General features: G+C 62.3%; 24 protein-coding genes, 1 pseudogene and 1 riboswitch. Of the genes and pseudogenes, 17 read left to right on the top strand and 8 right to left on the bottom strand.

Features of this window, described 5'->3' with window-relative positions; translation table 11 throughout:
• Together tuf and NEI07_RS06375 are read left to right on the top strand one after the other, a co-directional pair.
• The coding region (tuf, locus tag NEI07_RS06370) for an elongation factor Tu (protein WP_256033463.1) at positions 1-1,166 on the top strand (1,166 nt) is incomplete at its 5' end.
• A gap of 108 nt (positions 1,167-1,274) precedes the next feature.
• Complete coding sequence (locus tag NEI07_RS06375) at positions 1,275-1,844, top strand: NUDIX domain-containing protein (RefSeq protein ID WP_256033464.1); 570 nt, start codon at positions 1,275-1,277, stop codon at positions 1,842-1,844.
• Positions 1,845-1,899: 55 nt separating this feature from the next.
• Here NEI07_RS06375 and NEI07_RS06380 read toward each other — a convergent pair whose 3' ends face one another.
• Together NEI07_RS06380 and NEI07_RS06385 are read right to left on the bottom strand one after the other, a co-directional pair.
• Positions 1,900-2,208: a TonB-dependent receptor plug domain-containing protein gene (locus tag NEI07_RS06380; RefSeq protein WP_256033467.1), complete on the bottom strand. Its 309-nt coding sequence runs from the start codon at positions 2,206-2,208 to the stop codon at positions 1,900-1,902.
• Between the two features lie 108 nt (positions 2,209-2,316).
• Complete coding sequence (locus NEI07_RS06385) at positions 2,317-2,529, bottom strand: hypothetical protein (protein ID WP_256033469.1); 213 nt, start codon at positions 2,527-2,529, stop codon at positions 2,317-2,319.
• A gap of 207 nt (positions 2,530-2,736) precedes the next feature.
• On the opposite strand from NEI07_RS06385, the gene NEI07_RS06390 reads away from it, so the two are divergent.
• The 3 genes from NEI07_RS06390 to NEI07_RS06400 all read left to right on the top strand — a co-directional run bounded on the left by NEI07_RS06390 (position 2,737) and on the right by NEI07_RS06400 (position 6,094).
• Positions 2,737-3,513, top strand: a complete 777-nt coding sequence (locus tag NEI07_RS06390) for a DUF1499 domain-containing protein (RefSeq protein WP_256033471.1) — start codon at positions 2,737-2,739, stop codon at positions 3,511-3,513.
• A 94-nt stretch (positions 3,514-3,607) separates the two neighbouring features.
• Positions 3,608-4,612 carry a pyruvate dehydrogenase (acetyl-transferring) E1 component subunit alpha gene (gene pdhA, locus NEI07_RS06395; RefSeq protein ID WP_256033473.1) on the top strand — a complete coding sequence of 335 codons (1,005 nt, stop codon included), beginning with the start codon at positions 3,608-3,610 and terminating at the stop codon, positions 4,610-4,612.
• Positions 4,613-4,624: 12 nt separating this feature from the next.
• A complete protein-coding gene (locus tag NEI07_RS06400) occupies positions 4,625-6,094 on the top strand; it encodes a pyruvate dehydrogenase complex E1 component subunit beta (protein ID WP_256033474.1) in 1,470 nt (489 codons plus the stop codon).
• A gap of 356 nt (positions 6,095-6,450) precedes the next feature.
• On the opposite strand, the gene NEI07_RS06405 is transcribed toward NEI07_RS06400, so the two are convergent.
• Positions 6,451-7,431 carry a toll/interleukin-1 receptor domain-containing protein gene (locus NEI07_RS06405; RefSeq protein WP_256033476.1) on the bottom strand — a complete coding sequence of 327 codons (981 nt, stop codon included), beginning with the start codon at positions 7,429-7,431 and terminating at the stop codon, positions 6,451-6,453.
• A 369-nt stretch (positions 7,432-7,800) separates the two neighbouring features.
• A complete protein-coding gene (locus NEI07_RS06410) occupies positions 7,801-8,283 on the bottom strand; it encodes a DUF29 domain-containing protein (protein ID WP_256033478.1) in 483 nt (160 codons plus the stop codon).
• Positions 8,284-8,348: 65 nt separating this feature from the next.
• Here NEI07_RS06410 and NEI07_RS06415 point away from each other — a divergent pair, with 65 nt between their 5' ends.
• From NEI07_RS06415 to NEI07_RS06435, 5 genes are all read left to right on the top strand, one after another.
• Complete coding sequence (locus NEI07_RS06415; protein ID WP_256033479.1) at positions 8,349-9,284, top strand: 2-oxo acid dehydrogenase subunit E2; 936 nt, start codon at positions 8,349-8,351, stop codon at positions 9,282-9,284.
• A 46-nt stretch (positions 9,285-9,330) separates the two neighbouring features.
• Positions 9,331-9,711, top strand: a complete 381-nt coding sequence (locus NEI07_RS06420) for a VOC family protein (RefSeq protein WP_256033480.1) — start codon at positions 9,331-9,333, stop codon at positions 9,709-9,711.
• 33 nt (positions 9,712-9,744) lie between these two features.
• Positions 9,745-9,960: a DUF3141 domain-containing protein gene (locus NEI07_RS06425; RefSeq protein ID WP_256033481.1), complete on the top strand. Its 216-nt coding sequence runs from the start codon at positions 9,745-9,747 to the stop codon at positions 9,958-9,960.
• Positions 9,957-10,670 carry a hypothetical protein gene (locus tag NEI07_RS06430; RefSeq protein ID WP_256033482.1) on the top strand — a complete coding sequence of 238 codons (714 nt, stop codon included), beginning with the start codon at positions 9,957-9,959 and terminating at the stop codon, positions 10,668-10,670. Before NEI07_RS06425 ends, NEI07_RS06430 begins: the two co-directional genes overlap by 4 nt.
• Positions 10,671-10,749: 79 nt before the next feature.
• Positions 10,750-11,880: an Mrp/NBP35 family ATP-binding protein gene (locus NEI07_RS06435; protein ID WP_256033483.1), complete on the top strand. Its 1,131-nt coding sequence runs from the start codon at positions 10,750-10,752 to the stop codon at positions 11,878-11,880.
• An 85-nt stretch (positions 11,881-11,965) separates the two neighbouring features.
• Here NEI07_RS06435 and NEI07_RS06440 read toward each other — a convergent pair whose 3' ends face one another.
• The gene (locus NEI07_RS06440; RefSeq protein WP_256033484.1) at positions 11,966-13,357 is read right to left on the bottom strand and encodes an OmpP1/FadL family transporter; all 1,392 of its coding nucleotides are present in this window, start codon (positions 13,355-13,357) and stop codon (positions 11,966-11,968) included.
• Positions 13,358-13,562: 205 nt separating this feature from the next.
• Positions 13,563-16,100 carry a cation-translocating P-type ATPase gene (locus NEI07_RS06445; RefSeq protein ID WP_256033485.1) on the bottom strand — a complete coding sequence of 846 codons (2,538 nt, stop codon included), beginning with the start codon at positions 16,098-16,100 and terminating at the stop codon, positions 13,563-13,565.
• 85 nt (positions 16,101-16,185) lie between these two features.
• Positions 16,186-16,279, top strand: a riboswitch (TPP riboswitch).
• Between the two features lie 98 nt (positions 16,280-16,377).
• Between NEI07_RS06445 and thiC the strand changes: the two genes are divergently transcribed.
• Positions 16,378-18,201 carry a phosphomethylpyrimidine synthase ThiC gene (gene thiC, locus NEI07_RS06450; RefSeq protein ID WP_256033486.1) on the top strand — a complete coding sequence of 608 codons (1,824 nt, stop codon included), beginning with the start codon at positions 16,378-16,380 and terminating at the stop codon, positions 18,199-18,201.
• 6 nt (positions 18,202-18,207) lie between these two features.
• Here the strand turns inward: thiC and NEI07_RS06455 are convergent.
• Positions 18,208-18,558, bottom strand: a pseudogene (locus NEI07_RS06455) (TA system VapC family ribonuclease toxin); the annotation flags it as partial.
• A 37-nt stretch (positions 18,559-18,595) separates the two neighbouring features.
• Entirely contained in the window at positions 18,596-19,021 is a 426-nt protein-coding gene (locus NEI07_RS06460) for a septal ring lytic transglycosylase RlpA family protein (protein ID WP_256033487.1), read from the bottom strand.
• 341 nt (positions 19,022-19,362) lie between these two features.
• Between NEI07_RS06460 and mog the strand changes: the two genes are divergently transcribed.
• From mog to NEI07_RS06490, 6 genes are all read left to right on the top strand, one after another.
• On the top strand, positions 19,363-19,908 hold the full coding sequence (gene mog / locus NEI07_RS06465; protein ID WP_256033488.1) for a molybdopterin adenylyltransferase: 546 nt from the start codon (positions 19,363-19,365) through the stop codon (positions 19,906-19,908).
• A 137-nt stretch (positions 19,909-20,045) separates the two neighbouring features.
• Entirely contained in the window at positions 20,046-20,852 is an 807-nt protein-coding gene (gene dapB / locus NEI07_RS06470; protein WP_256033489.1) for a 4-hydroxy-tetrahydrodipicolinate reductase, read from the top strand.
• A 15-nt stretch (positions 20,853-20,867) separates the two neighbouring features.
• Complete coding sequence (locus NEI07_RS06475) at positions 20,868-21,491, top strand: 2,3-bisphosphoglycerate-dependent phosphoglycerate mutase (RefSeq protein ID WP_154450582.1); 624 nt, start codon at positions 20,868-20,870, stop codon at positions 21,489-21,491.
• A 96-nt stretch (positions 21,492-21,587) separates the two neighbouring features.
• Positions 21,588-22,211: an alpha-ketoglutarate-dependent dioxygenase AlkB gene (locus NEI07_RS06480; protein ID WP_256033490.1), complete on the top strand. Its 624-nt coding sequence runs from the start codon at positions 21,588-21,590 to the stop codon at positions 22,209-22,211.
• Between the two features lie 190 nt (positions 22,212-22,401).
• Positions 22,402-22,800 (top strand): cytochrome c-554, encoded by a 399-nt coding sequence (locus NEI07_RS06485; RefSeq protein WP_256033491.1) that lies wholly within the window; start codon positions 22,402-22,404, stop codon positions 22,798-22,800.
• Positions 22,801-23,128: 328 nt separating this feature from the next.
• A complete protein-coding gene (locus tag NEI07_RS06490; protein ID WP_256033492.1) occupies positions 23,129-25,657 on the top strand; it encodes a TonB-dependent receptor in 2,529 nt (842 codons plus the stop codon).
• The last annotated feature ends 79 nt before the right edge of the window (positions 25,658-25,736 follow it).

Consider the following 25,736-nt stretch of genomic DNA (forward strand, 5'->3'; position numbering starts at 1 on the left):
CGAAGCCGCACTGCAACATTGGGACGATTGGGCACGTCGACCATGGCAAGACGTCTTTGACGGCGGCGATCACCAAGGTTCTGGCGGAGACGGGCGGCGCGACCTTTACGGCCTATGATCAGATCGACAAGGCGCCGGAAGAGAAGGCGCGCGGCATCACCATTTCGACGGCGCATGTCGAATATGAGACGCAGAACCGCCATTACGCGCATGTCGACTGCCCCGGCCACGCCGACTATGTGAAGAACATGATCACCGGCGCGGCGCAGATGGACGGCGCGATCCTGGTGGTCTCGGCCGCCGACGGCCCGATGCCGCAGACCCGCGAGCACATTCTCTTGGCTCGCCAGGTCGGCGTGCCGGCGCTCGTCGTGTTCTTGAACAAGGTCGACATGGTCGACGACCCGGAGCTCTTGGAGCTCGTCGAGCTCGAAGTGCGCGAGCTGCTCAGCAAATATGAGTTCCCCGGCGACGACATTCCGATCGTCAAGGGTTCGGCGCTCTGCGCGCTCGAGGGCAAGAACCCCGAGATCGGCCATGACGCGATCCTGAAGCTGATGGCCGAGGTCGACAAATATATTCCGCAGCCTGAGCGGCCGAAGGATCAGCCGTTCCTGATGCCGGTCGAGGACGTGTTCTCGATTTCGGGCCGCGGCACGGTGGTGACGGGGCGCATCGAGCGCGGCGTGGTGAAGGTTGGCGAGGAAGTCGAGATCGTCGGCATCCGCCCGACGACCAAGACGACGGTGACCGGCGTCGAAATGTTCCGCAAACTGCTCGATCAGGGCGAGGCGGGCGACAATGTCGGCTGCCTGCTGCGCGGCACGAAGCGCGAGGACGTCGAGCGCGGCCAGGTGCTGTGCAAGCCGGGTTCGGTGAAGCCGCATACGAAGTTCAAGGCCGAGGCGTATATCCTCACCAAGGAAGAGGGCGGCCGCCATACGCCGTTCTTCACCAATTATCGTCCGCAATTCTACTTCCGCACGACGGACGTGACCGGCATCGTCACGCTTCCCGACGGCGTCGAGATGGTGATGCCGGGCGACAATGTGACGATGGACGTGGTGCTGATCGTGCCGATCGCCATGGAGGAGAAGCTGCGCTTCGCCATCCGCGAAGGCGGCCGCACCGTCGGCGCCGGCGTCGTCGCCAGCATTATCGAATGACCGCTGACGCGCGCTGAGAACATCAGTAGAGGGGCAGGAGCCGCGCTCCTGCCCCTTTGCTTTTGGGGTGACCCGATTTCAGATCGCGGCAAGAGATTAAGTTCCGCCATGATGCCTTCGATCGTCAAACTCGAACAAACGCACAAGCGCTGGGCGACGATGTCGATCGCGACCGTCCGCATGCCGGACGGAAAACTGATCCTGCGCGACGTGGAGGATCACGGCTGCGCGGCCGCCGTGCTGCCCTACGATCCCGAGCGCAAGACGGCGCTGCTCGTCGAGCAGCTGCGCGCGCCGCTACTTGTGGTGGTCGGCGCGGCGCATTCGCTCGAAGCAATCGCCGGCCTCGTCGAGGGCGAGGATGACGCGGTCGCCACGGCGAAGCGCGAGGCGCTCGAAGAAGGCGGATTGCGGCTCGGCGCGCTTGAGCATGTCGCGACCGCCTGGTCCATGCCAGGCGTTTCGACCGAGCGCATGACGCTTTATCTCGCCGAATACCGGGCCGAGGATCGCGTCGGCGACGGCGGCGGGGTCGCGCATGAAGACGAAGAGGTTCGCGTCGTCGAATTAGGCTTGAAGGAACTCGCCGCATTGATGTCGGCGGACGGCTTCGTCGACATGAAAACGCTCGCGCTGATTCAGGCGTTGCGTCTTCGCCGCCCTGAACTCTTCGACTGACGTATGTCGACTGAATGGCTGACGTAAGCCCACAAATGCGAAGTGGCGGTGGACTCTAGCAGCTTCCGCCGCTGACCCCCGGTGCGAGCCGCAGCGCGTCGCAGAGATTGCGCGCCTGGAAGTCGTCCATCATCTTTCGAGTGATGACGCTCGTTGAGCCCGGCACTTGCATGACGGGCGTTGGCGCGCCCGTCGGTCCGGTCACATAGTCGGCGAAATAGCCGTCGTTAGCATATGGCGGCGGCGGCGCGACGCGATGAACCCGGGCGTGTGCGCCGCGCACGCGCGGGTCAGCCGCCGCGGCGGTTGTCAGACCAACCGTGGCGAGGACGATGAGCAGAAATAGGGCGACAGCCTTGCGCATGGCCTTGTCCTCCTGCCCGAAACATATAGGGATCCGGTGTCACAAGGAAGCAGGCCGGCGAACGCCGGTAAAAGGCCGTGTAAGGCGGCCGCCTTGCCTGGCGTCAGCTCAGGCGGCGAGTTCCTCGCCCAGAAGCACCGCGGGCAGGCGGCGCTCGTCGAGGCGCTCGACCGTGGCCGTCGGCTGCTGAGCGAACTGCTCGACTTCCAGCGCCGCGGCGACGGCGGAAATGCCGATCTCGCGGTAAAGCCGCGCGAGAAGGTCATGGGGATGGCCGCCGGATTGGGGCTCGTTAAACTCGACGGAATACTTGTCGGACATGGGTGCGCTCGACGACAGGAGGGGAACACAAGGGACGTTTTCCTAGGATTGTCCTCGGCAAGTTAACGAGCCGCTAAGGAACCGGCGCGGAGGCGGCGTCCGCCCGACTTTTTTTCAAATGCGCGAGAGCCGTTGCATTCGCCGTGAAATTGCGAAAAATGCGGCTGAGCCGCCCCGTGGCGGCGGTCACGCGAGTCTCTTGAACTGATGCGACGTCATCTTCCGCCCGAACCCTGGTCGAAAGTCGCGCTTTGGAGCCGACGGTTCGCGATTTTCGCCGCGACTGTGGCGATTTTGGCCATCCTTCTGGGGCGACTTGGCGCCCTTGACCCGGCGTCGGCGCTCGCGTCGCTTGGCGGGGCCATGGCCTTGGCGCTGATCGCGCTGCTTTTGTTTTGCGCCGCTTGCAGCGTGATTTGGCGGACAGGACGGCGCGGGGCGGGCGCCGCGGCGACCGCGTTCGTCATCGCGGCGTTGACGCTGGGATACCCCGCATATCTCGCGTTCGAGGCGGTGCGTCTGCCGGTGCTTTCCGACATTTCGACGGACGTCGCCGATCCGCCCTTTTTCTCCTTCTCCAAAGCCGCCTTCGAGGCGCGCAGCGGCTTCCAGCCTCCTGGCCTCCCGTCCCGCGCGCGGGAGACGCAGCGGCCGGCCTATCCGGACGTCGAACCGATCGTCGTCGATCTGGACACGGACGAGGCCTTTGCTCTGGTGCTGAAAACGGCCAAAGCCCGCGGATGGACGCTTGTCGACAAGCGGCCGCCGGGCGGACGCAGCGGCGACGGTCATATCGACTTCATCGACAAAACGCTCGTCATGGGATTTGACGACGACATCACGGTCCGCTTCAAGCCGCTGCCCGGCCAGACGCGCATCGATCTACGCTCGGCGTCGCGTTACGGACGCCATGATTTTGGCGTGAACGCCAAAAGAATCACCGCTTTCGCCGAGGAACTACAGTCGCAACTCGACGCGCGCTAGCGCGCTCCCCAAATTGAAAGGCAGGCGAGACGCTCGTGTTCGGCGGCGTCTTGCATTACTCTGCACGGCAAAGCTTAGCGACGGGAGCGGTGAAATGGTCGAGGAAAGCGGCGGCGGCGCGGCAGCCGCGTCAACAGTCCCGCCTTTCACTCGCGAGCAAGAACTCACCGCCTTTCGCGACATGCTGCTCATCCGGCGGTTCGAGGAAAAAGCCGGACAGCTGTACGGCATGGGCGTCATCGGCGGATTCTGCCACCTCTACATCGGCCAGGAAGCCGTGGTCGTCGGCGTCAAGATGGCGGCCCGCAACGGCGACCAGTTCACCACGAGCTACCGCGACCACGGACATATGCTCGCCTCAGGAATGGAGCCCAGGCGCGTCATGGCGGAGCTCGCCGGAAAGCGCGGCGGCTATTCCAAGGGCAAGGGCGGCTCGATGCACATGTTTTCGCGCGAAGCGAATTTCTACGGCGGGCACGGCATCGTCGGCGCGCCGGCGCCGATCGGCGCGGGGGTGGCCTTCGCCAACGCCTATCGCGGCGACGGGCGCGTGTCCCTGACGTTTTTCGGCGAAGGCGCCTCCAACCAGGGCCAGGTCTATGAGGCCTTCAACATGGCGGCGCTCTGGAAGCTGCCGGTGGTCTTCATCGTCGAGAACAACCGCTATGCGATGGGCACGGAGATCTCCCGCGCCTCCGCGCAGATCGACTTTTCGAAGCGCGGCGCGGCGTTCGCAATCCCCGGCAAGCAGATCGATGGCATGGACGTGCGCATCGTCAAGGCGACAGCGGACGAAGCGATCGAATGGTGCCGCGCCGGCAAGGGCCCCTATCTCATAGAGGCGCAGACTTATCGCTATCGCGGCCACTCGATGTCCGATCCCGCGAAATATCGCTCCAAGGAAGAAGTCCAGAAGATGCGCGAGGAGCATGATCCGATCGAGCAAGTCCGCGCGCGGCTGATCGCCGACGGCGTCAGCGAGGACGAACTCAAGAAGATCGACGCCAATGCGCGCAAGATCGTCGCCGAAGCCGCCGATTTCGCCACTGCGGACAAGGAGCCGGATCCGAGCGAGTTGTGGACGGACGTTCTGGCGTGAGGGATTGAATCAATGACCGTCAATGTCCTCATGCCCGCGCTGTCTCCCACGATGGAGCAGGGCAAGCTCGCCAAATGGCTCAAAAGCGAAGGCGACTCGGTGAAAGCCGGCGACGTCATCGCCGAGATCGAGACCGACAAGGCCACGATGGAGGTCGAGGCGGTCGACGAGGGCGTGCTGGCGCGCATCCTCGTGCCCGGCGGCACCGAGAATGTCGCCGTCAACACGCCGATCGCGGTGATCGCCGAGGAGGGCGAGGAGGTCGCCGACACGGCTGACCACGCGCCGGCCGATCGCGTCGGCGAAGAGGACAAGGCGCAAAAGCAGGCTGAAGCCGCCCCACCGGTTCCAGGCCAGACCGCGCCGCAGGACGAACCCGGCGAAGCCAACAAGGCCGCGACCAAAGCCGCGGTCGAGGCTGCGACTCCCGCGCCCAAGGCGACGAGCGTCGCCGAGCAGCCGTCTCCGCGCGTCGCGCCGGAGGTGCCCGAAGGCACGACGATGGTGTCGATGACCATGCGCGAAGCCTTGCGCGACGCCATGGCCGAAGAGATGCGGCGCGATCCGAGCGTCTTCGTGATCGGCGAGGAGGTCGCCGAATATCAGGGCGCCTATAAGGTCACGCAAGGCCTTCTGCAGGAATTCGGCGCGAGGCGCGTCGTCGATACGCCCATCACCGAATATGGTTTCGCGGGCGTTGGCGTCGGCGCGGCCTTCGCCGGGCTGCGGCCGATCGTCGAATTCATGACCTTCAATTTTTCGATGCAGGCCATCGACCACATCGTCAATTCGGCCGCGAAGACGCTTTACATGTCCGGCGGACAGATCAACTGTCCGATCGTGTTCCGCGGACCGAACGGCGCCGCGGCGCGCGTCGCCGCGCAGCACAGCCAGGACTATTCCGCCTGGTATTCGCAGGTGCCGGGACTGATCGTGATTGCGCCGTCAAACGCCAGCGACGCGAAAGGCCTGCTGAAGGCCGCGATCCGCAACGACAATCCGGTCGTGTTTCTTGAAAATGAGATTCTCTACGGCAAGACGTCGGAAGTGCCGGCGCTCGAGGATTTCGTCCTGCCGATCGGCAAGGCGCGCATCGCCCGGCCCGGCAAGGACGTGACGCTCGTCTCCTTCTCGATCGGCATGACCTATGCGCTGCAGGCCGCCGAGCAACTCGCCAAAGAGGGGATCGACGCCGAGGTGATCGATTTGCGCACGCTGCGGCCGATGGATGCGGCGACGATCATCGAGTCGGTGAAGAAGACGGGCCGCTGCGTCGCGGTCGAGGAAGGCTGGCCGCAGTGTGGAATATCGGCCGAGATCGCGATGCGCGTGCAGCAGGAAGCCTTCGACTATCTCGACGCGCCGGTGCTGCGCGTCACCGGCAAGGACACGCCGATGCCTTACGCCGCTAATCTGGAAAAACTGGCTTTGCCGAGCGTGGCGGATGTCGTCGCGGCGGCGAAGGCGGTTATGTATCGGTGATTGATTGCGCAAAGACCGACGCATAGCAGACTGTCATTCCCGACGCGCGCAAAGCGCGCGATCGGGAATCCAGAGCAGAGCCAGTGTTTGTTGATTGGCTCTGGATTCCCGGTCGGACCTTCGGTCCGCCGGGAATGACAGGCCCAAGCGAACGGATCAGCCGGATGCCGTATTATTCTCTTGAAGGCGCGCCGGGGCTGCGCGGCGTCGCAAGTCAATTGTGCGTGATGACGCGACTGCCTCGGACTCCGCTCACCGTCATTCATTTCCTGCCTCGATCCGAGAAGGGATGGTAGCCCTTTAAGATTGTGCTTTTGCCATCCGCTCTGGCAGTATGCGTCGTCGGTGTCATTGCCCTATTTTTCGGGAGACTTCGGAGGACGCTGCTTCAAATGGAGCCGTGGTTCTCTGGGTTTTGAAGTAGGCGCCTCTTGTAATACGTGGACCATGTGCATCATTTCTTCGATTGCGTAATAGCTCTCTTTGTCGCCGACCATCTCCATGAATGGGCCACGTCGCACCATCTCCAATGCCGAGAGAAAGCGCCGTTGCGCCTCTTTCGCCTTTGCGGTGTTCGCTCCCGTTGACGCTCGATACGCATCAACGCCAAGTTCGTAAAGCCATGGAAGATCATCTCGCAGAATACTTGCGAGCAACAGGAAACGCGTCGGGTCTTGTTCTCCTAGGTCCATCCTGTGAAGCATTTCATTCATCATCATCGGATGGAAACGAGGCCTCCGGCGACGCACGCGGGACGCGTCTTCGACAGTTTCTCGAAATCGCACATCAAGTCCGCGTATGCTCGCAACAAGCTCTTCGAGGACTTCATGCTGAGGCCTGTTTTGCTTTGCTGGAGTCGGATTTTTTGGAATATCTCCAACTTTCTTTTCCAAAACGGGCCACAGGGTTTCGAACAGATTTGGCAGCCGAGTTTCTGGCACTTTAATTTCTGAAAATTGATTGATCGAGTTGATCACATCACATAGTCCGTCCCGTTCGACCTTTTTAGCTTGAAACTGAGCGAGCGGGCCGGTGATATCTTTGAATTCGACGTCAAGAAGGAGCGGTATGACCCGGCCCTCCTGCATGAATTTTGCGAGCGCACCGGCTTCAAAAAGAATCCAAGGCGAGGCAATGTTCTCGCGTGTTATGCAGATGACGCCGAACTTGCTGGCTTCGAGTTCTTTTGCGACTTCGTTGGCCCACCGGTCACCAGCTGCGATGTCGGAGTTTGAAAGCCATGGATCAACGTAGTGCAGCACCATCGGTAACCACTGGTGCACAGCCTGTGCGAATGCTTGGCTACGCTCGCCGCTCCAGCTAATAAACAGCTTCATTGACCTTCCTTAAAATATTAGCGCTGCCCGAATGAATCTTGCTTCATACGTTGATGCTGTTGCTTAGCAGCGGCCTGATCGCTATCCGAAGGCTCAATGATACAGGAGTAGAGAGTCGACTCAAAATGACCTCGCGATAATTAGAATTCGATTCCCCTGCTGAGACGTGGGAGGCGACATTCGCCCCAAGCCGACATGCTCTTGCGTGGGCGCTGACGGCGCTCGGTTAAGGCCGCCCACAAAGCGGGTCGCCTTGACGGAAGCGCCCCGGCCAGCGCCATAATCGGTCGGTCAGGTTGCCGGCTCGATGGATGAATGTGAGGAAGCGTCTCCGGCGGGCACCCCAATTGCGACCCTTCCGCCCCCGCGCTACCCCTCCGGCCAGAAATCCTCGGCCATCATCTCATCGAAGGTCCAGGGGCACTGGGCGGGGAAAACCGAGGCGTCGAGGTCTGTTTCGCGCTGCGCGCCGATCCGCGCCTGACGATAGGCGAGCGCCGTCGCTTCAGTGACGACAGTTTTGAGGCTGGGATTGTCCGCAAGATGCGCGTCAATCGCGATTCGCTGCTCGTCGACGCTCAGCTTCCAGCTGCGCCCGCGCAGGCTGGGCTGAAAGCGCCATTTCAGCAAATGCACCATCAGGACGATGAGGCGGCTGACGAGCTCGCGTTTTTCGGTCTTGCCCAAGCTCTCCACCTCTTCGGCGATATGCTCAATATCCGCCTCGCTGAGCTTTCCGGCGCGCAGCAGCGCCGCCTGCTCATTGGCCCAGGCGTAAAAATCTTGGTCGTAAAGCTGGCTCGCGGCCATTTTTCCCTTGGGGGATTTATTCGCTCGGCGCGGCGCGTTCATGGACTGCTCTCGGCAAGGCCTCTAATATATAGCGAACTTTCCGCCGCCAAAGGCGATTCCGCACGATGAACGCTCCCGCTCGCTTCGCCCCCGGCGACCGTATCTTCGCTTCGCCTCTCGCGCGCCGTCTGGCGAAGGAGGGCGGACTCGATCTTTCCGCGCTCCAGGGCTCTGGCCCGCACGGCCGGATCATCGAGCGCGACGTGAAAACGGCGCTCGCGCGCGGAGAGACGTCGAAGGCGGCGCCGCTCGCCGCAGCGCCCTCGGCCGACGCGACTCGCAAATTCTTCGAGGCCGGGACTTTCGAGGAAATCCCGCACGACAATGTGCGCAAGGCGATCGCGCGGCGGCTGACGGAATCGATCCAGACCATTCCGCATTTCTATCTCAACGTCGACTGCGAGATCGACGCGCTGCTGCGCCTGCGCGAGGATTATAACGCCGCCGCGCCGCTCGGGTCGGACGGCAAACCGACATGGAAAACGTCGGTCAATGATTACGTCGTGAAGGCGCTCGCCATCGCGCTTCAACGCAAGCCCGAGGCGAATGTCACCTATACGCCGGACGCGCTGCTGCGCCACAAATCCTCCGATATCGGCGTCGCCGTGTCGATTCCCGGCGGACTTGTGACGCCCATCATCCGTAGCGCTGAGACGAAATCGGTTCGCGAGATTTCCGAGGAGATCAAGGAACTCGCCGGGCGCGCCCGCACGCGCAAGCTGAAGCCGCATGAATATGAAGGCGGCGTTTCGGCGGTGTCGAATCTTGGCATGTATGGCGTGCAGAGCTTCACCGCGGTGATCAATCCGCCGCAGTCGACGATCCTGGCGGTCGGGCAGGGCGAGCAGCGCATGATCGTGAAGAATGGCGCGCCCGTTGTGGCGACAATGATGAGCGTGACGCTGTCCTGCGATCATCGCGCCGTCGACGGCGCGCTCGGCGCCGAGCTATTGGCCGAATTCAAACATGTCATCGGACATCCGGCGATGATGTTCGCGTGAGAGCACGATTTGAGATCGCAGAGCGTCGGGCTGACCGGGCATGAGCATGAACTACTCAGTTTCGATCGACGTCCCGCGGCTTGAAGACGGACTGCGATTTTATCGGGACGCCTTGGGACTGCCCGAGATCGCTCGACCTGTTCCCACATATGTCCTGCTCAAATGTGGAAATTCGCAAATCGGACTGATCGAGAAATCGGCTGGAAGCAACCCGGCCCAGGGAAGCGACGAGGTTCGTCGATATGAGCGACACTGGACGCCCGTTCATATCGACTTTCACGTCGACGATTTTGAAGCCTTTTTGACAAATGCAGTGAACGCTGGCGCGAAATGTGAGCAGAAATTCGAAGGCGGCTCCCGCCCGCCCATCGCATTTTGCGCCGACCCGTTCGGCAATGGATTCTGCGTGATAGGAACAGCCGCCTGACCAAATTCGGATCAGGCGCACAAAGAGGCGGATTTGCAGCTCCAGTCGACCCTCACCTGTCCGCACTGCGCGCGCGCGGAAACGCTCGACATGCCACTGGACGCCTGCGTCGTCGTGCATGTCTGCGCCGGATGCGGCGCGCGGCTGACGGCAAAGACGGGAGACTGCTGCGTGTTCTGCTCCTATGGCGACGTTCCATGCCCGCCCGTGCAGGCGGAAGGTCATTGCCCTGACTTGCGCGCGCGATGAACGAAAGCGCGACCAAATCCACGCAGGGCACTCTATCAGAGGGCAAAACAGGATTCCTCGAACTACCGGGCTTGCCCGTCAAGAATCGGTGGGGGTCTTGGGATCCAACGATTGTTTTGCCGAAGCGATGCGTCGCTCTGCCGATCGAACGTCGACTACAAGAAAACTGGTGGGCGTCGATAATCTTTTTCCTGTTCCTGTCCGCAATCTTTCTCGCGTTCGCAGTGTTGGACTACACAACATATCAATCCCACGGCTGGTGCGCCGCTAAATATGGCCGCCTCTACGGGTCCGAGTGCATCTATCACGCCGGGATTATGAGCTGCTTGGCAGCTTGGGCCTTGATGTGCTGTCTCATGGACTGGCGTAAAACAGCGTTGCTCAGATTAGCCGCCAGCGTGCGCGGGGCGCATTTGATCATTTCACACGACGCCTTCTGGCATATCCAGCTCGAAGAACCCATCAGGTTCTCCGATATGGCGGAAGTTCGCCGGAGTAACGGAGAGTTCATTGTCGACTGTCACTCGCCGCCGAAGATGAACGCGCGATTCATTCCAAGACGTCTACTTTGGCGCGACTCGCCGACGGGATTTCGCTTCTACACCGATCAGTTCGTTGAGATCGCACAGCAAAAAGGCGACGAACTCGAATGGGTTGAGGTCTTGTTGTGCCTCGCGGAGCAACACGGGGCATCTACCAGGCTGAGCTGAACGATCCGGATGGACGGGGAGCGCTAATCGCGGCATATGGCTTGCCTGGAACAGCTCTAAACAGGCAAGGAGCGGGCGCGTGGCGACGGAAGCTGACATTTTGAAGGCTCTGGAAGGGCTTTACGGGCCAGGCGGAGCGCCGCTCGTCGGCGCGGTAAGCGGCGTCAATGTGTCGGGCGCCAAAGCCTTCGTTTCTCTGGCCGGCGATCCGAGCCAGGCGCAGGCCTGGGAGGCGGCGCGAGTCGCGGCCGAGCGCGCGATCAAGGCGGCGCCCGGCATCGAGCAGGCTGTGGTGACGTTGACGGCCGAGCGCGCCTCGCGCCCCGAGGCGCCGCCGACTCGGGCTCAAGCCCATGCCCATGCCCATTCGCATGGGCCGGGCGCGCCGCCGCCGCAGCAAAAAGGCGGAATCCCGGCGCTGGAGAAAATCCGTTTCATTGTCGCCGTCGCCTCGGGCAAAGGCGGCGTCGGCAAGTCGACCACCTCGGCCAATCTTGCGCTCGGCCTCGCCGCTCAGGGGTGGCGCGTCGGCCTGCTCGACGCCGACGTCTATGGCCCCTCGATGCCGCGGCTTTTCGGCTTGACTGACAAACCCAAGGTCGAAGGCGGCAAGCTCGCGCCGCTCGAAGCCTATGGCGTGAAGATCATGTCGATGGGTTTTCTTGTCGACGAGAACGTGCCGATGGTCTGGCGCGGTCCGATGGTGTCGCAGGCGATTTCGCAAATGCTCGGCGAAGTCGCCTGGGGAGAGCTCGACGCGCTCGTCATCGACATGCCGCCCGGCACCGGCGACGTTCAGCTCACCATCGCGCAACAGGTCCCGCTCGCCGGCGCGGTGATCGTCTCGACGCCGCAGGATTTGGCGCTCATCGACGCGCGGCGCGCCGTGTCGATGTTCCAGAAAGTCGAGGCGCCGATCCTCGGCGTCATTGAAAATATGAGCTACTTCCTGTGCCCCCACTGCGGCGGGCGCTCGGAGATCTTCGCGCATGGCGGCGCGCGCCACGACGCCGAACAGATGGGCGTGCCTTTTCTTGGCGAGGCGCCGCTCGACATCAAGATCCGCCAAACCTCGGACGCCGGGAGGCCCGTCGTGGGCGCCGAGCCCGACAGCCCGCAGGCCGCGGTCTATCTCAATCTGGCGGCGAAGGTGAAAACGCTGCTCGAAACGCAGAAAACACGCACGGCGCCAAAGATCGTCGTCGGCTGAGGGAAGACTCATAAAAAGACGCGCCTCCTTTTCGGAGGCGCGCCAGGCGGGCCGATCGACGCCGGCCGTCAGGGAGCGCTAGTTTTCAGAAATGACTGGGGATCCAGGACGTATCGCCTGCATCCCATTTGTAGTTGTAGCCGACCGTGAACTGGGTGGCGCGTCCCCAGGCGGTGATGACGGCGTTGGTATTATAATGCGGAAAAACATTGAGCGGAACTGCAGGAAAGAAGGCGCGCCCGACGAAGGGTGCGTTCTCGAAGTAGCTGACCGAATTCTTGAAGTCATAAATGGCCGCGAAATCAATCGATGAGTTTTTCGTCAGTTGATAGCCGAAGCCGCCGGTGACCGAGTGAGCGCCGACAAGAGGCGCCAACGCCGCGAGCGTCGCGGAGCGTTCTCTCATCAGCAAGGTTGAGTAGTGGTAGCCCGCGCGCAAGCGCAGCTCGGGCGTGGCGCGCCATTCGGCGCCGAAGGAGGCGGAATCGGTATCGCGCCAATCAAAGCCGCTGCCGCCAGACGAGCCGAACGATCCGTACCAGATGGGAAAACTCGCGTTACCAGCGGTGGTCGCCGAATAGAAGATGTGCCTCCAGTCGGCCATCAGCGTAAGGTTGGGCAGCAGGTCATAGGCGACGCCGGCGATCAGCGTCGCCGGAATGTCGAAACTACCCTGGTCCGCGATAAGTCCCCGATACTTTTGCAGCTTCGACATGAACATGGGTGTCGCGCCGGCGAGTCCAAAGCGCAGTTCATTTGTCGCGCGCCACTCTAAACCCACCCGCAGACCGCCTCCGACTGACCAATCGTAGGCCATGTCGGTAAAGTTGAACATGTTGGAGGAATAGGGAGAGAGAATTTTCAGTCCTTGCGCGTTGAACATCTGGATCGCCAAAGTCGGTGAGACGCCCACGCTGAGCGAACCGAATTTTCTGGCGTAGGTGGCGCTAATAAACGACTGCTGGAGGTCGAGCCCCGCCGCGCCGCCGCCGAGGACGCCGCCAAGCGACGGAGAGACGGTGATCACGCCCCCCGGGCCAGCTTTGACCGGCGGCTTGAAATGCTGGATGTCGTAGGAAGTATTGAGGCCGCCGTTGCCGTAAGTGGCGACGCCCCATGCGGACACCGCGTCGATCGGCTGGACATAGGCGCCGTTTGGCACCGGAAAGATGGGTCGGCCGCTCCTTACATCGCCTGGCGCCAGGACCACCGGCTGCCCAACGGTCGAATACCCCCGCTCGGGCAGGCTCACGCCGAGTCCGACTTGAAACATCCGATCGAGTCCGACAATGCCCGCCGGATTGATCGACATGGCCATTGCGTCTCGCGAGTCCGCGACGCCAGCGCCGCCTAGGGCTCTCTGACGCGGACCAAAGCCTGTAAGGAAATAGCCGTCGGCGCCGAAGGAGAGGGACGGCGCAAGCGCTGCGATTGCGGTCAGCGAGAAGAGCAAGCTGCGCGAATTCGATTTTTTCATTGTCGGCGAGTCCCGAGGCGAACCGTCTCTTGAGCCTCGCCACCGGCGGGCATTCGCGTGTCGCGCCGAAGTTCGGCGCGTTTTTACAGCGTGTTAAACATTACAAGACCCACTGGACTTTAGGCGCAAATTCGCCGTCACAAGCAAAGATTTCTTGTCTCTGTAACGTCTTTGCAACACCTATGCGGCTTGCGCATTGCGCGCCTCAGCGCAAATCGACAGTAAGGGCCGCGTCTTCTCGCGGCGCGCGCGGGGCCGGATAGAGCAACCGGCGCCAAACGCCGTACCAGCTTCCCGCAATCACTGCGAGCGTCAGCGCCAAAACCAGTTTTGGCCAAGTCGGCGGCTCAAAGCGCAGTAGCTCCGGGATGACGGGCGCGTAAAGGCTGGCCGTCAACATCGCACTGGCCGCGAAGGCGACGCCCCAGAACGCCAGATTGTCGCGCGAAAACAGCGAGGCTCCGCGCGGAAGCGCATCCGAGAGCGCGAGCACGAGATTGCTGACGACAAGGGTTGCGAAGGCGAGCCCCCGCGCCTGCGGCTCCGGCGCGCCAAATCCATCGTCGATGATGTAGACCGACATGACGGTTAGGAAGACGACGAAGCCCTGCACGAAACCGAGCCAGAGTTCGCGCGAACCAAAAAGCGGCTCATCGCGTCGGTGGGGCGGTTTGAGCATGGCGTCGGGTTCATTCGGCTGCGACTCGAAAACGAGCGCGCAGGTCGGGTCGATAATCAACTCCATCAGCACGACATGCGCCGGCAGCAGCAGCGGCGGCAGCCCCATCAGGATTGGCGCCAGGGCGCCGCCGGCGATCGGAATGTGAATTGCCGTCACATAGGTGAGCGCGCGGCGGAGATTGGCGAAGATACGCCGCCCCAGCGCCACGCCGGCGACGATCGAGGTGAAGCTGTCGTCAAGCAGCACGATATGCGCGGCTTCGCGCGCGACATCCGAGCCGCGCTGTCCCATGGCGATGCCAATATGCGCGGCGGCGAGCGCTGGCCCGTCATTGACGCCGTCTCCGGTCATGGCGACGATATGGCCGTCGGCTTTGAACGCCTCGACCAGCGCCAGCTTGCTGGTCGGCGTCACGCGGGCGAAGACGCGCGTGTTGCGGATTTTTTCAGGACGAAGTTCGATCGGCGTCGCCGCGATCTCAGCGCCGGTGAGCACGCCGGCTTCAGAATTGATGCCCGCTTGCCGAGCGATGGCCAGCGCCGTCGCAGGATAGTCGCCCGTGATCATCGCCACCGCGACTCCCGCGCGCCGCGCGGCCGCGACGGCTGCGGGAACGTCTTCGCGAAGCGGATCCTCAAAGGCCAGCAGACCAATGAAAGTGAATGACGCCACTTCCGGCGGAGGCGCTTGCGGCAGCGGCGCCGTCGTCGCGACGCCAAGCACGCGGAGGCCGCGATGCGCCAGATCGTCGATTTTAGCCTGAAGGCGTGCGCGTTCTTCGTCCGAGACGCGCGCGAGTTTGAAGATCGCTTCCGGCGCGCCTTTCGCGGCATAGCTCTCACCCGACTCATCGCGCCAGCACTGAATGAAGGCGAGCAGGTCGGGGCGGATCGGGAAGCTGGAAAGGGGCACGGCTTCCGATGCGACGCCCGCTTCCGCTGCGAAGACGTGCACGGCGCGATCCATCGGATCGACGGGATTTGCCGAAGAGGCGCGCAAGGCCGTGCGGATGAGCATGCGTTGCCCCGCATCCGCGCGCGGCGCATCGATTGCCTTGTCACTGTCGTAAATAGCGAACGCGACGCGCATTCGATTCTGCGTCAGCGTTCCGGTCTTGTCGACACAGAGAATCGACGTCGAGCCCAGCGTCTCGGTCACCGAAGAACGACGCACGAGCACGTTGCGCCGCGCCAGCCGAAAAGCGCCGAGCGCGAGGAAGATCGCGAGCACCATCGGAAATTCTTCCGGCAAAAGGCCGATGGCGAGGGTGATGCCGGCGATGGCGCCCTCAAACCAGTCGCCATGCACGCGCCAATAGGCAAGGAACACCAAGACGCAAAAAATGAGAGCGAAGGCGCCGAGCGTGGCGACCAGCCTGCCGGTCCTTTGCTGCAGAGGACTGGGTTCGGCCTCAATCGCGGCCAGCGAAGCGCCAAGACGACCCATCGCCGTGCGCGCGCCGGTGCGCACGACCTCGGCCAATCCCGATCCCCGCGCGATCATGGTTCCCGCGAAAAGAAAGGGCGTATATTCGCCGCCAGGATCGGGAAACTCCGCCGAGCGGTCTTCGCTTGCGAGAGTCTTCGTCACCGGGGCTGACTCGCCCGTGAGGAGGGACTCGTCGATGACGAGCGCGTCGCCGCCGATCAGCAGCGCGTCCGCCGGCGCGCGCTCCCCCTCGCCGACGAGGATCACATCGCCCGGGACGAGGTCGCGCGCAGGGATGCGCCGCTCGACGCCGTCGCGCAGACAAGTCGCAGTGGGTTCGGCCAGTCGGTTGAGCGCTTGAAGCGCGCGCTCGGTTCGCAGCTCCTGCAGAACAACAAGAGTGATCGACGCGCCTGCGCCGGCGACCATGAACAGGCCTTCGCCCAGATCGCCGACGAAAAGGTAGAGCAGCGCGGCGGACGCAAGCAGAAAGAACATGGGTTCTTTCAGGGTGCGCAGCGCGATCGCGAATATGCCGGGCGGGGGAGCTTTTGGCTGCTCATTCGGGCCGTATTCGGCAAGACGCCTCTCGGCTTCCGCTGACGTCAGGCCCTGGAAATTGAAATTCCTCATATGTCTGGGCTCGTCGGGGCTATACGCTGTTTTGCCGGTATCGCCACGCGAGCTTGCGACAAGAGTGTGAACGCGGTAATTTTTCCATAATGGCGAGGGGCGCCGCAAGCGCGGCTGAGAAGCACCCGTCGAACCTGATCCGGGTCATGCCGGCGTAGGGAAGGCCAGCGAAGAAGCGAACGGCGCCTCGCGTCGACGCTCTGATAGCGCATCCCTCCTTCGTCTTCCTGACTCAGCGTCCGCTTCCCTTGACGAAGCGCGATGAAGGAGCGCGATCATGAACATCCACGACAAGCGTATGCCGGCGAACGTCACCACCGGGCCGATCGGAAAATCGCGCAAGGTCTATTCCTCGCCGAAGGAACGCGACGACATTCGCGTTCCCTATCGCGAGATCGTGCTCGACCCATCCTCGGGCGAGGCGCCGCTTCGGGTCTACGACCCGTCAGGACCCTATACCTGCGCATCCTACACGCCCGACCTTGCGGCGGGATTGCCCGCGGCGCGTCCCTGGCTCGCGACGCGCGCCGGTCTGGAGGCCTACCAGGGCCGCGGCATCAAGCCTGAAGACAACGGCTTCGCCGAAGGCGAGCGCCTCGTGCCGCCATGTCCAGCCGAACGCAGGCTTTATCGGGCAGCCGACGCGCAGCCCGTCACTCAGCTCGAGTTCGCCCGTGCCGGGATCGTGACGGAGGAGATGATCTATGTCGCGCATCGCGAGAACCTCTGCCGCGAGCGCGCCCTCGACGTCGCCAAGGAGCGCCTCGCCGACGGCGAGAGCTTTGGCGCCGCTATCCCAGAATTCGTCACGCCCGAATTCGTGCGCGAGGAGATCGCGCGCGGCCGCGCCATCATTCCGGCGAATGTCAATCACCCGGAGCTCGAGCCGGTCATCATCGGCCGCAACTTCCTGGTGAAGGTCAATGCCAATATCGGCAACTCGGCCGTCACCTCTTCCGTTGCGGACGAGGTGGAAAAGATGGTGTGGGCGGTGCGCTGGGGCGCCGACACGGTGATGGACCTCTCCACCGGCCGCAACATTCACAACATCCGCGACTGGATCATCCGCAACGCTTCCGCGCCAATCGGCACCGTGCCGATCTATCAGGCTCTGGAAAAGGTGGGCGGCGATGCGCTCAAGCTCGACTGGGAAGTTTTTAAAGACACGCTGATCGAGCAAGCGGAGCAGGGCGTCGACTACTTCACGATCCATGCCGGCGTGCGCCTCGCCTATGTGCCGCTGACCGCCAATCGCGTCACCGGCATTGTCTCACGCGGCGGCTCGATCATGGCGCGCTGGTGCCTGTCGAAGCACAAGGAGAGCTTCCTCTACGAACGCTTCGACGAGATTTGCGACATCATGCGCAAATATGACGTGTCCTTCTCGCTCGGCGACGGTCTGCGCCCCGGCTGCAACGCCGACGCCAATGACGCCGCGCAATTCGCCGAGCTGGAGACGCTTGGCGAATTGACGAAGATCGCCTGGGACAAGGGCTGTCAGACGATGATCGAAGGCCCCGGCCATGTGCCGATGCACAAGATCAAAGCCAATATGGACAAGCAGCTCAAGGTCTGCGGCGAGGCGCCCTTCTATACGCTCGGCCCGCTCGTCACCGACATCGCGCCGGGCTATGACCATATCACCTCGGGCATCGGCGCCGCGATGATCGGCTGGTTCGGCACGTCGATGCTGTGTTACGTAACGCCTAAAGAGCACCTCGGCCTGCCGGATCGCGACGACGTCAAGACCGGCGTCATCACCTATCGCATCGCGGCGCACGCCGCCGATCTCGCCAAAGGCCATCCGGCCGCGCGCGAACGCGACGACGCGATGAGCCGAGCGCGTTTCGACTTCCGCTGGGAGGATCAGTTCGAGATCGGACTCGATCCCGACACGGCGCGCGAATTCCACGACGAGACGCTACCGAAAGAGGCGCATAAGGTCGCGCATTTCTGCTCGATGTGCGGACCGAAATTTTGCTCGATGCAGATCACCCGCGACCTGCGCGAGGAGGCGAAAGAGATCGAACGCCAGAAGGGCATGGCCGAAAAGAGCGCGGAGTTCCTGGAGAAAGGCGCTGAGATTTATGTGCGGGAGTAGGGCGCTTTAGGGCATCCGCCATCGCAGACCCGGAAAGCGCGCAAAGTCGCGATCAAGTGTGATCCACTCGCAATCCCACTCGATGGCGAGCGATGCGAACCAGGCGTCCGTCACCATGGGTCCGCGCGTCTGCGTCTCGAGACAGAGGCGCTCAAAAATTCGCCAATGGCCGTCGCCTGGCTCGACGAGACGACAATTGTGCTGCGCGAGAATGTCCGCGCAAAAGCCGAATGCCTCGTCGAAGGAACTCGGCGATTGATAGAACCTCGTGCTGGTCGCAATCCACACGACGGCGCTCAAAACGAGGCGTGATACAGCAAACGGCGCGCGGCGGTCGAAGGCGTGGTCAAGCCATGTTGAAAACGCCCGGCCGAAGCCGGGCGTTTTGAATTGCTTAGCTCTTTCCGATCACCTCGACGCGGACCTGTCCGGTGCCGCGTTCGATGAGGCCGAGCTGGGTCGCCGCGCCGCGCGACACGTCGAGGCTGCGCCCGGTCCAGACCGCCGGTCCGCGGTCATTGATACGCACGACCACCGAACGCCCGGCGTAGGTCAGGCGCAGACGCGTGCCCATCGGCAGGGTGCGGTGGGCAGCCGTCATGTCCCACATGTTGAAGAGTTCGCCGTTGGCGGTGTGGCTGTTGGGTTCATAGCGGCGCGGGCCGCCGCCGTAGAATGACGCGTTGGCGGTGAAGCCCTGCGAAGCCTCCGCGTGGCGCGAGACATCGCGCGAGGAATGGCGGGAGGCGTGATGGTGATGCGCCAGAGCCGGCGCGGTCGTCAGGGCAAGGATCGTCAGTACGCCACAGATACGATTCATTCAGGATTGCTCCGTTTACGCACAATGCGTGAAGGATGCCGACGAGCGCATTCGCTTCGTCAAGCGCACAGTTTCCATCCGTCTGAATGGAGGCGAAGATGAATTAGTTAATTGTGAAATGTGGCAAAATATGTGCTGCCAATATCATGGCGTATATGTTCGTCGCAGCGCACAATGTTCTCGATATTGAGTCGCTTTATTCAATTTGTTGTCGCTATATGTCTTTGTTGAGTTGCATTCTGCGCGATATCTGTGCAAGCTATACTAGCTTAAGCGCTGCGGCCTGGGGGAGTGACAAGGGCGAGCGGAGGCGGCAAACATGCGCGCCGGGAGACTCGCCAATGACAGACGAAAAGCGCGCCGCGATCATCGGCGTTGTCACCGCCTCCGATCGCGCGAGCGCTGGCGTCTATGAAGATGAGAGCGGTCCGGCGATCGAGGCCTATCTACGCGCAGCGCTGACGACGCCCTTCCGCATCGAGCGGCGGATCATCCCGGATGGGCTTGAAAGCGTGCGCGATACGCTTATCGACCTGGCCGACGCTGTCGGTTGCGACCTCATCGTCACGACCGGCGGCACAGGCCCGAGCCCCCGCGATCTGACGCCCGAAGCGACGCTCGCAGCCTGCCCGCGCGAGCTGCCCGGCTTTGGCGAACTCATGCGACAGGTCTCGCTGTCGCAGACGCCGACGGCGATCCTGTCTCGGCAATTGGCCGCCCATCGCGGCAAATGTCTCGTGATCAATCTGCCGGGCAAGCCAAGGGCGATCGAACTTTGTCTCGACGCCGTCATGCCGGCGGTGCCTTACTGCCTCGATCTCATCGGCGCGGCCTACATTGAGACCGATCCGGCCCGTGTTAAAAGCTTTCGCCCGAAAGCAAAATGACCGCCCGTTCGGGTAGCCTGCGACGGCGGGCTCAAGCTGCGCGCTTCTCATCGCGACGCCTCGCCTGTATAGGAAAACGGCGCGTCACGAAAAGCGAATCGAAGCCGCTAAGCTGCGGGAGGCGAGGGCGACTGAACATGAACGAATTGCGTTTGGTGGTAGTCGGCGCGGCGGGCCGCATGGGCCGGATGCTGACACAGATCATCCCCGATACTTTGGGCGTCCGATTGACTGCCGCTCTGGAGCGTCCCGGCTCTGCGGCGCTCGGCGCTGACAGCGGCGGCGCCGCGCCGAACGGCGTGCCGATAACGAGCGACGTCGTGGCCGCCCTCGGCGACGCTGACGCGATCGTCGACTTTTCGTCTCCGAGCACCAGCGTGGATTTGGCTCGGGCGTCCGCGCGGGCCCGGGTGGCGCATATTATCGGCACGACCGGACTGTCTCAGGACGATCTGGCCGCCATTGCCGAATGCGCGCGGGAAACGGCGATCGTGCGTTCCGGCAATATGAGCCTCGGCGTCAATCTCCTCGCCGTGCTTATCGAACGTGCGGCGCGCGCGCTTGGACCGGCTTGGGACGCCGAGATCGTCGAGATGCATCACCGCCTCAAAGTCGATGCGCCCTCAGGAACGGCGCTGCTGCTCGGCGAGGCGGTCGCGCATGGTCGCGGAATCGCTCTCGGCGAGAATAGCGCGCGCGGGCGCGATGGTTTGACAGGTCCGCGGCGGATCGGCGAGATCGGATTTGCGAGCCTGCGCGGCGGCACGGTCGTCGGCGATCACACGGTCGTCTTCGCCGGGGCCGGCGAGCGCATCGAATTCTCGCACCGCGCCGAGGATCGCGGCGTGTTCGCCCGCGGCGCCCTGGCAGCGGCGCTGTGGACGCGCGGGAAGCCCCCTGGGCTCTACTCCATGGCTGACGTGCTTGGCCTTACCGGCGCCTGATATCGACGAGAGTTTATGAGCATGAATCGCACTCTCGTTCTGGTTCGCCACGGTCAAAGCGAGTGGAACGCCAAAAACCTTTTCACCGGTTGGAAAAACCCCGATTTGACGCCGCTCGGCATCGAAGAGGCGCGCCGCGCCGGCCGCGAGTTGAAGAAGCGGGACATTCTCTTCAGCGTCGGCTTCACCTCCGCTTTGCTCCGCGCGCAACACACGATCGATCTCATTTTCGAGGAGCTCGGCCAGACGAGTGTCCCGACCATCAAGGACCGCGCGTTGAACGAGCGCCATTACGGCGATCTTTCCGGGCTCAACAAGGACGAGGCGCGCGACAAATGGGGCGAAGAGCAGGTGCACCTTTGGCGACGCTCCTATGACGTGCCGCCCCCAGGCGGCGAGAGCCTGAAGGACACGGTCGCGCGGGTCGTGCCCTTCTATGTCCAGCGCATTCTGCCGCCGGTGATGCGTGGCGAACGGGCGCTGGTCGCGGCGCATGGCAATTCGCTGCGCGCGCTCTGCATGGTGTTGGAGCAGATGACGCCCGAGTCTGTGACCACGCTGGAGCTTACGACGGGCGTTCCGATCATTTACCAGCTCAACGCGGATTCGACGGTGGCGTCGAAGACTGTATTGGCTTAGCGCAGTTCTGCTCAGCCGCTCTGTTTTCGCTGGCCTTCGCAGGCGGCGTCCCCACATTGATGGACGAAACGCCCGTTCGGCGCCACATGTCGCTGCATGGCTGAACTCGCGCCCGGCGCATTCCATTTTCCGAGCTTTCTCGACGCAGCGGCGCAGAGGGCTCTGGCTGAAGAGATCGCCGAGGTCATCGCGGCCGCGCCGCTCTATGTCTCGACCATGCCGAAGACCGGCGCCCCGATGTCGGTGCGTATGACCAATTGCGGCGCGCTCGGCTGGATCAGCGATAAGGAACGGGGCTACCGCTACGAGCCGCGCCATCCCAAAACCGGGCAACCTTGGCCTTCGATCCCACGCCGCCTCTTGGACATTTGGAACGAACTTGCGCGGTATCCCAAGCCTCCCGAGGCTTGCCTCGTAAACGTCTATGATGAAACAGCGCGCATGGGCCTCCATCAGGACAAGGACGAAGCCGATTTCGAAGCGCCGATTCTTTCATTGTCGCTTGGCGCCGACTGCCGCTTTAAGCTTGGCGGAACGCGGCGCGGCGATTGCGCGAAGGCGTTCGCGCTATCTTCCGGAGACGCGCTCGTGCTCTCTGGACCTGCAAGGATGCGCTATCACGGCGTCGACAGGATTCTACCGACGATCAACACGCCATTGCCGCCGACGCTTGCGACGCTTGGCGTGCGCGTCAATCTCACGCTTCGACGCGTGACCTGAGTCTTGGGTTCAGCGCTCGTTCAGACCTTTGAGTATAGAAGAACGTAAACTCTGGCGTATTGTGTTGGATAGCGGCTTGGTTGTAGTTTCAAAACGGTCTAAAGAGCGCCGGCTAGGCGTCAGATGTGGCCAGGCGCAATTTCATAAGGGCGGGCGCGAAGCGAACGCCGGGAAGAGGAAAGGAACAAGGATGAGGACGATTTCCCTGCTGACGTTCGCCGCGAGCGTCGCTTTCGCCGCTTCGGCCGGCCAGGCCTCCGCCGCGGGCGATGCCGCCGCGGGCGAAAAGGTCTTCGCGAAGTGCAAGGCCTGCCACCAGGTCGGAGAGACCGCGAAGAACGCCGTCGCGCCTCATCTCAACGGCATCGAAGGCCGCAAGGCGGGCTCGGTCGAGGGCTACAACTATTCCGAGGCTGACAAGAATTCCGGCATCGTTTGGGACGAGGCCAGCTTCAAGGAGTTCATCAAGAATCCGAAGGCGAAGATCCCCGGCACCAAGATGATCTTCCAGGGCCTGCCCAATGACGCGGACCAGGAGAATGTGTGGGCCTATCTCGTTCAGTTCGGCCCCGACGGCAAGAAGAAGTAAGCGCGCTTCATTCTGACGTGACGTTTCCGGCGGTCCTGTTCTCAGGGCCGCCTTTTTTGTTGCGCTCTTGCATGAGGCGAAGAATCAGGCGCGAGGCTCGAGGTCAGGGGTGTGCGGAAAATACAACAGTCAACAAAAAGTGATGATCTCGTCATTGAAAGACTTCCAGTCAAAAATTGTTTTTGTGTCGTAATTCAGCAACACTCAGTTACAATCGGAAACAATAGTTGGAACCCTTCCATGCTAGCCCTTTGTCCTAATTGACAGTTTTCAAAGACCAACCTTAACCATTGCCTAATCGCGATGATGAACCGCGCAGAGGGCAGATATGATTAAAAAACAATTCCCGTCAGTGCAGACGCTCTCCTCCCTTACTGCGGCGTTTGACCGACTGACCGGCGCGGCTTCGGTCGCCGCCCTTACTCTTGCCGCGGCGCTGACGCCCACGCTTCCCGCTCTCGCGCAATCTCAATCCGGGCCCCTGCCGCCGATACGAGTCGAGGCGCCGCCGGAGAAACCCCGCACAGCCCCCCAGGCGAAGCCGAAGCCTGTCGCGTCGGAGGCGCGCTCCGCGAGCGGCGCGCAAAAGTTGCCCCCCATCGATGTCGGAGGGGCCCGGCGCAGCGCCAGGGTCGTTCCGACGACGCGCGCGCCCGTCGGGGTCGCAGCTCCAGCCGTTCAGGGGGTTCCCGGCGACCATCCGCTTTTCCCCGCCACGGCGCTCGGCCGTGGCCCTACGGACGTCGTTGGCTATTTCGCGGGCAGAACATCGACCGCGACCAAAACCAATACGCCGATCATCGACATCCCTCAGTCGATCACGATTCTCACGAAGCAGCAGCTTCAGGACCGCAACAGCATCGATATAAGCCGGGCGCTGCAGTATGTGCCCGGCGTGACTGTCGCCCAAGGCGAAGGCAATCGCGACCAGATCACGATCCGCGGACAGGACACGACCGCGGATTTCTACACGGACGGCATTCGCGACGACGCGCAATATTATCGCGATCTCTACAACATCGAGGCCGTCGAAGTTCTCAAAGGACCCAATGCGCTGATCTTCGGCCGCGGCGGCGGCGGCGGTATCGTCAACCGCGTCACCAAAAAGGCGGACGGCGAACGGCTGCGGTCCATCACCGTCAGCTCAGGCAGCTTCGGGCGCAAGCGCCTCACGGTCGACGTCGGCGACGCAATCAACGATACGCTCGCCGTCAGGCTCAATGGACTCTACGAGCAATCATACAGCTACCGCGACTTCTTCAAGCTCGAGCGCTATGGCGTCAATCCGACGATTACCTGGCATCCGCTCGAGAAAACCTTCATCACGCTGAGCTACGAACATTTCCGCGATCGCCGCACCGCCGATCGCGGCATTCCGTCAGTGGGCGGCTTCGTTTTCGGAGGCTCATCGATCTATCCGGGATATCCGTCGCCGGCGCCGATCGACGCCTTCTTCGGCGTCGGCAATCCTTCGGTCGAAGCGGTGAATTACTCCAAGGTAGACCTCAACCGCGCAGCGCTCGCGCTGGACCATACGACGGATTTCGGCCTCAACATCCGCAATCAGTTCGTCTACGCGGACTATGAGAAACGCTATCAGAACACATTTCCTGATCAGGGGCTGGGCTTCGTCACGACGCTCCTTAACCCTGTCGCGAGGACCGTTACGCCAGCCGGGATCGTGCGTCTCGACGGCTATGTCAACTCCAGCCCACGGCAGAATATCTTCAATCAGACGGACCTCGTCTATAAGTGGCAGATGACGCCTGACATCCGTCACACCGTGATGTTTGGCGCCGAAGTCGGCAACCAGATATCCGACGACAATCGCGATCTCTCCTGTTTCAACGTGTCCTGCAGAACGCAGCGTGTGACGACGCCGTTCTGGACGCCGACTGCGTATTTTCCGGTCGTGTTCGCCAATCCAAACCGTCGTCGTCACACCAATCTGGACCTTGCGGCAGGCTATGTTCAGGATCAGATCGAAGTCACGCGATATTTCGACGTCATCGCAGGCGTGCGCTTCGACAGATTCGACCTGAAATATACTGGCTTTGATACGGGCCCCACTGATTTCAGGGGCCAGCTTCGCCGCGTCGACAATGTATGGTCGCCGCGCTTCGGCCTCGTGTTCAAGCCGATCGAGATACTTTCGGTCTATGGCTCCTATTCGCGAAGCTTCCTGCCCGTGGCAGGCGATCAATTCAACGTGCTGTTTCCAACCGTCGCCAATCTCGCGCCGCAGAGCTTCCAGAACGTCGAGGTGGGTTTCAAAGCGCAGCTCTTGCCGGCCCTGCTTTTGACGGGCGCGCTGTATCAGCTCAATCGTTCGAATCAACAGCTCACGGTCAATGCGACGACAGCCATCCTCGCAGATACAAGGACGCAGGGCGGAGAACTCGGGCTCGTCGGCAACGTTACGGATCGCTGGGAGGTTTCGCTAGGGTACGGCTATCAGGACGCCCGTGTCGTCAGGACAGACAGAACGCCGACCTTGCGGACGCCGTTCTTCACCGACGTCGGCAAGACCAATCCCTCGGTGCCCCGCAACACCTTCTCCTTCTGGAACAAATACGACATTTCCTCCTTCTTTGACGCAGGGCCCGGCGTTCTGGGCGTCGGCGCCGGCGTGGTCTACAATTCGAAGTTCTATCCGGCAATCGACAATGTCGTCGTCGTGCCCGGTTACGCGCGCGTGGACGGCGCCGTGTTCGTCAGGTTGAGCGAGAATGTCTCGGGACAACTTAACGTCGAGAATCTGGCTGGCGCGCGGTACTACGCCTCGGCGCACAACAACAACAACATCATGCCCGGCGCTCCGCGTTCGGCCTATGTCACTGTCAATGCGAGGTTCTAGCCGGCGAAACATCGCCGGACCGCAAATTGGCTTGCATGGCCGGTCGTGGCGCCTGTGAAAGTCCGTCATCTCGAAGCCG

The sequence above is a fragment of the Methylocystis suflitae genome (genome assembly GCF_024448135.1).
Classification (GTDB): domain Bacteria; phylum Pseudomonadota; class Alphaproteobacteria; order Rhizobiales; family Beijerinckiaceae; genus Methylocystis; species Methylocystis suflitae.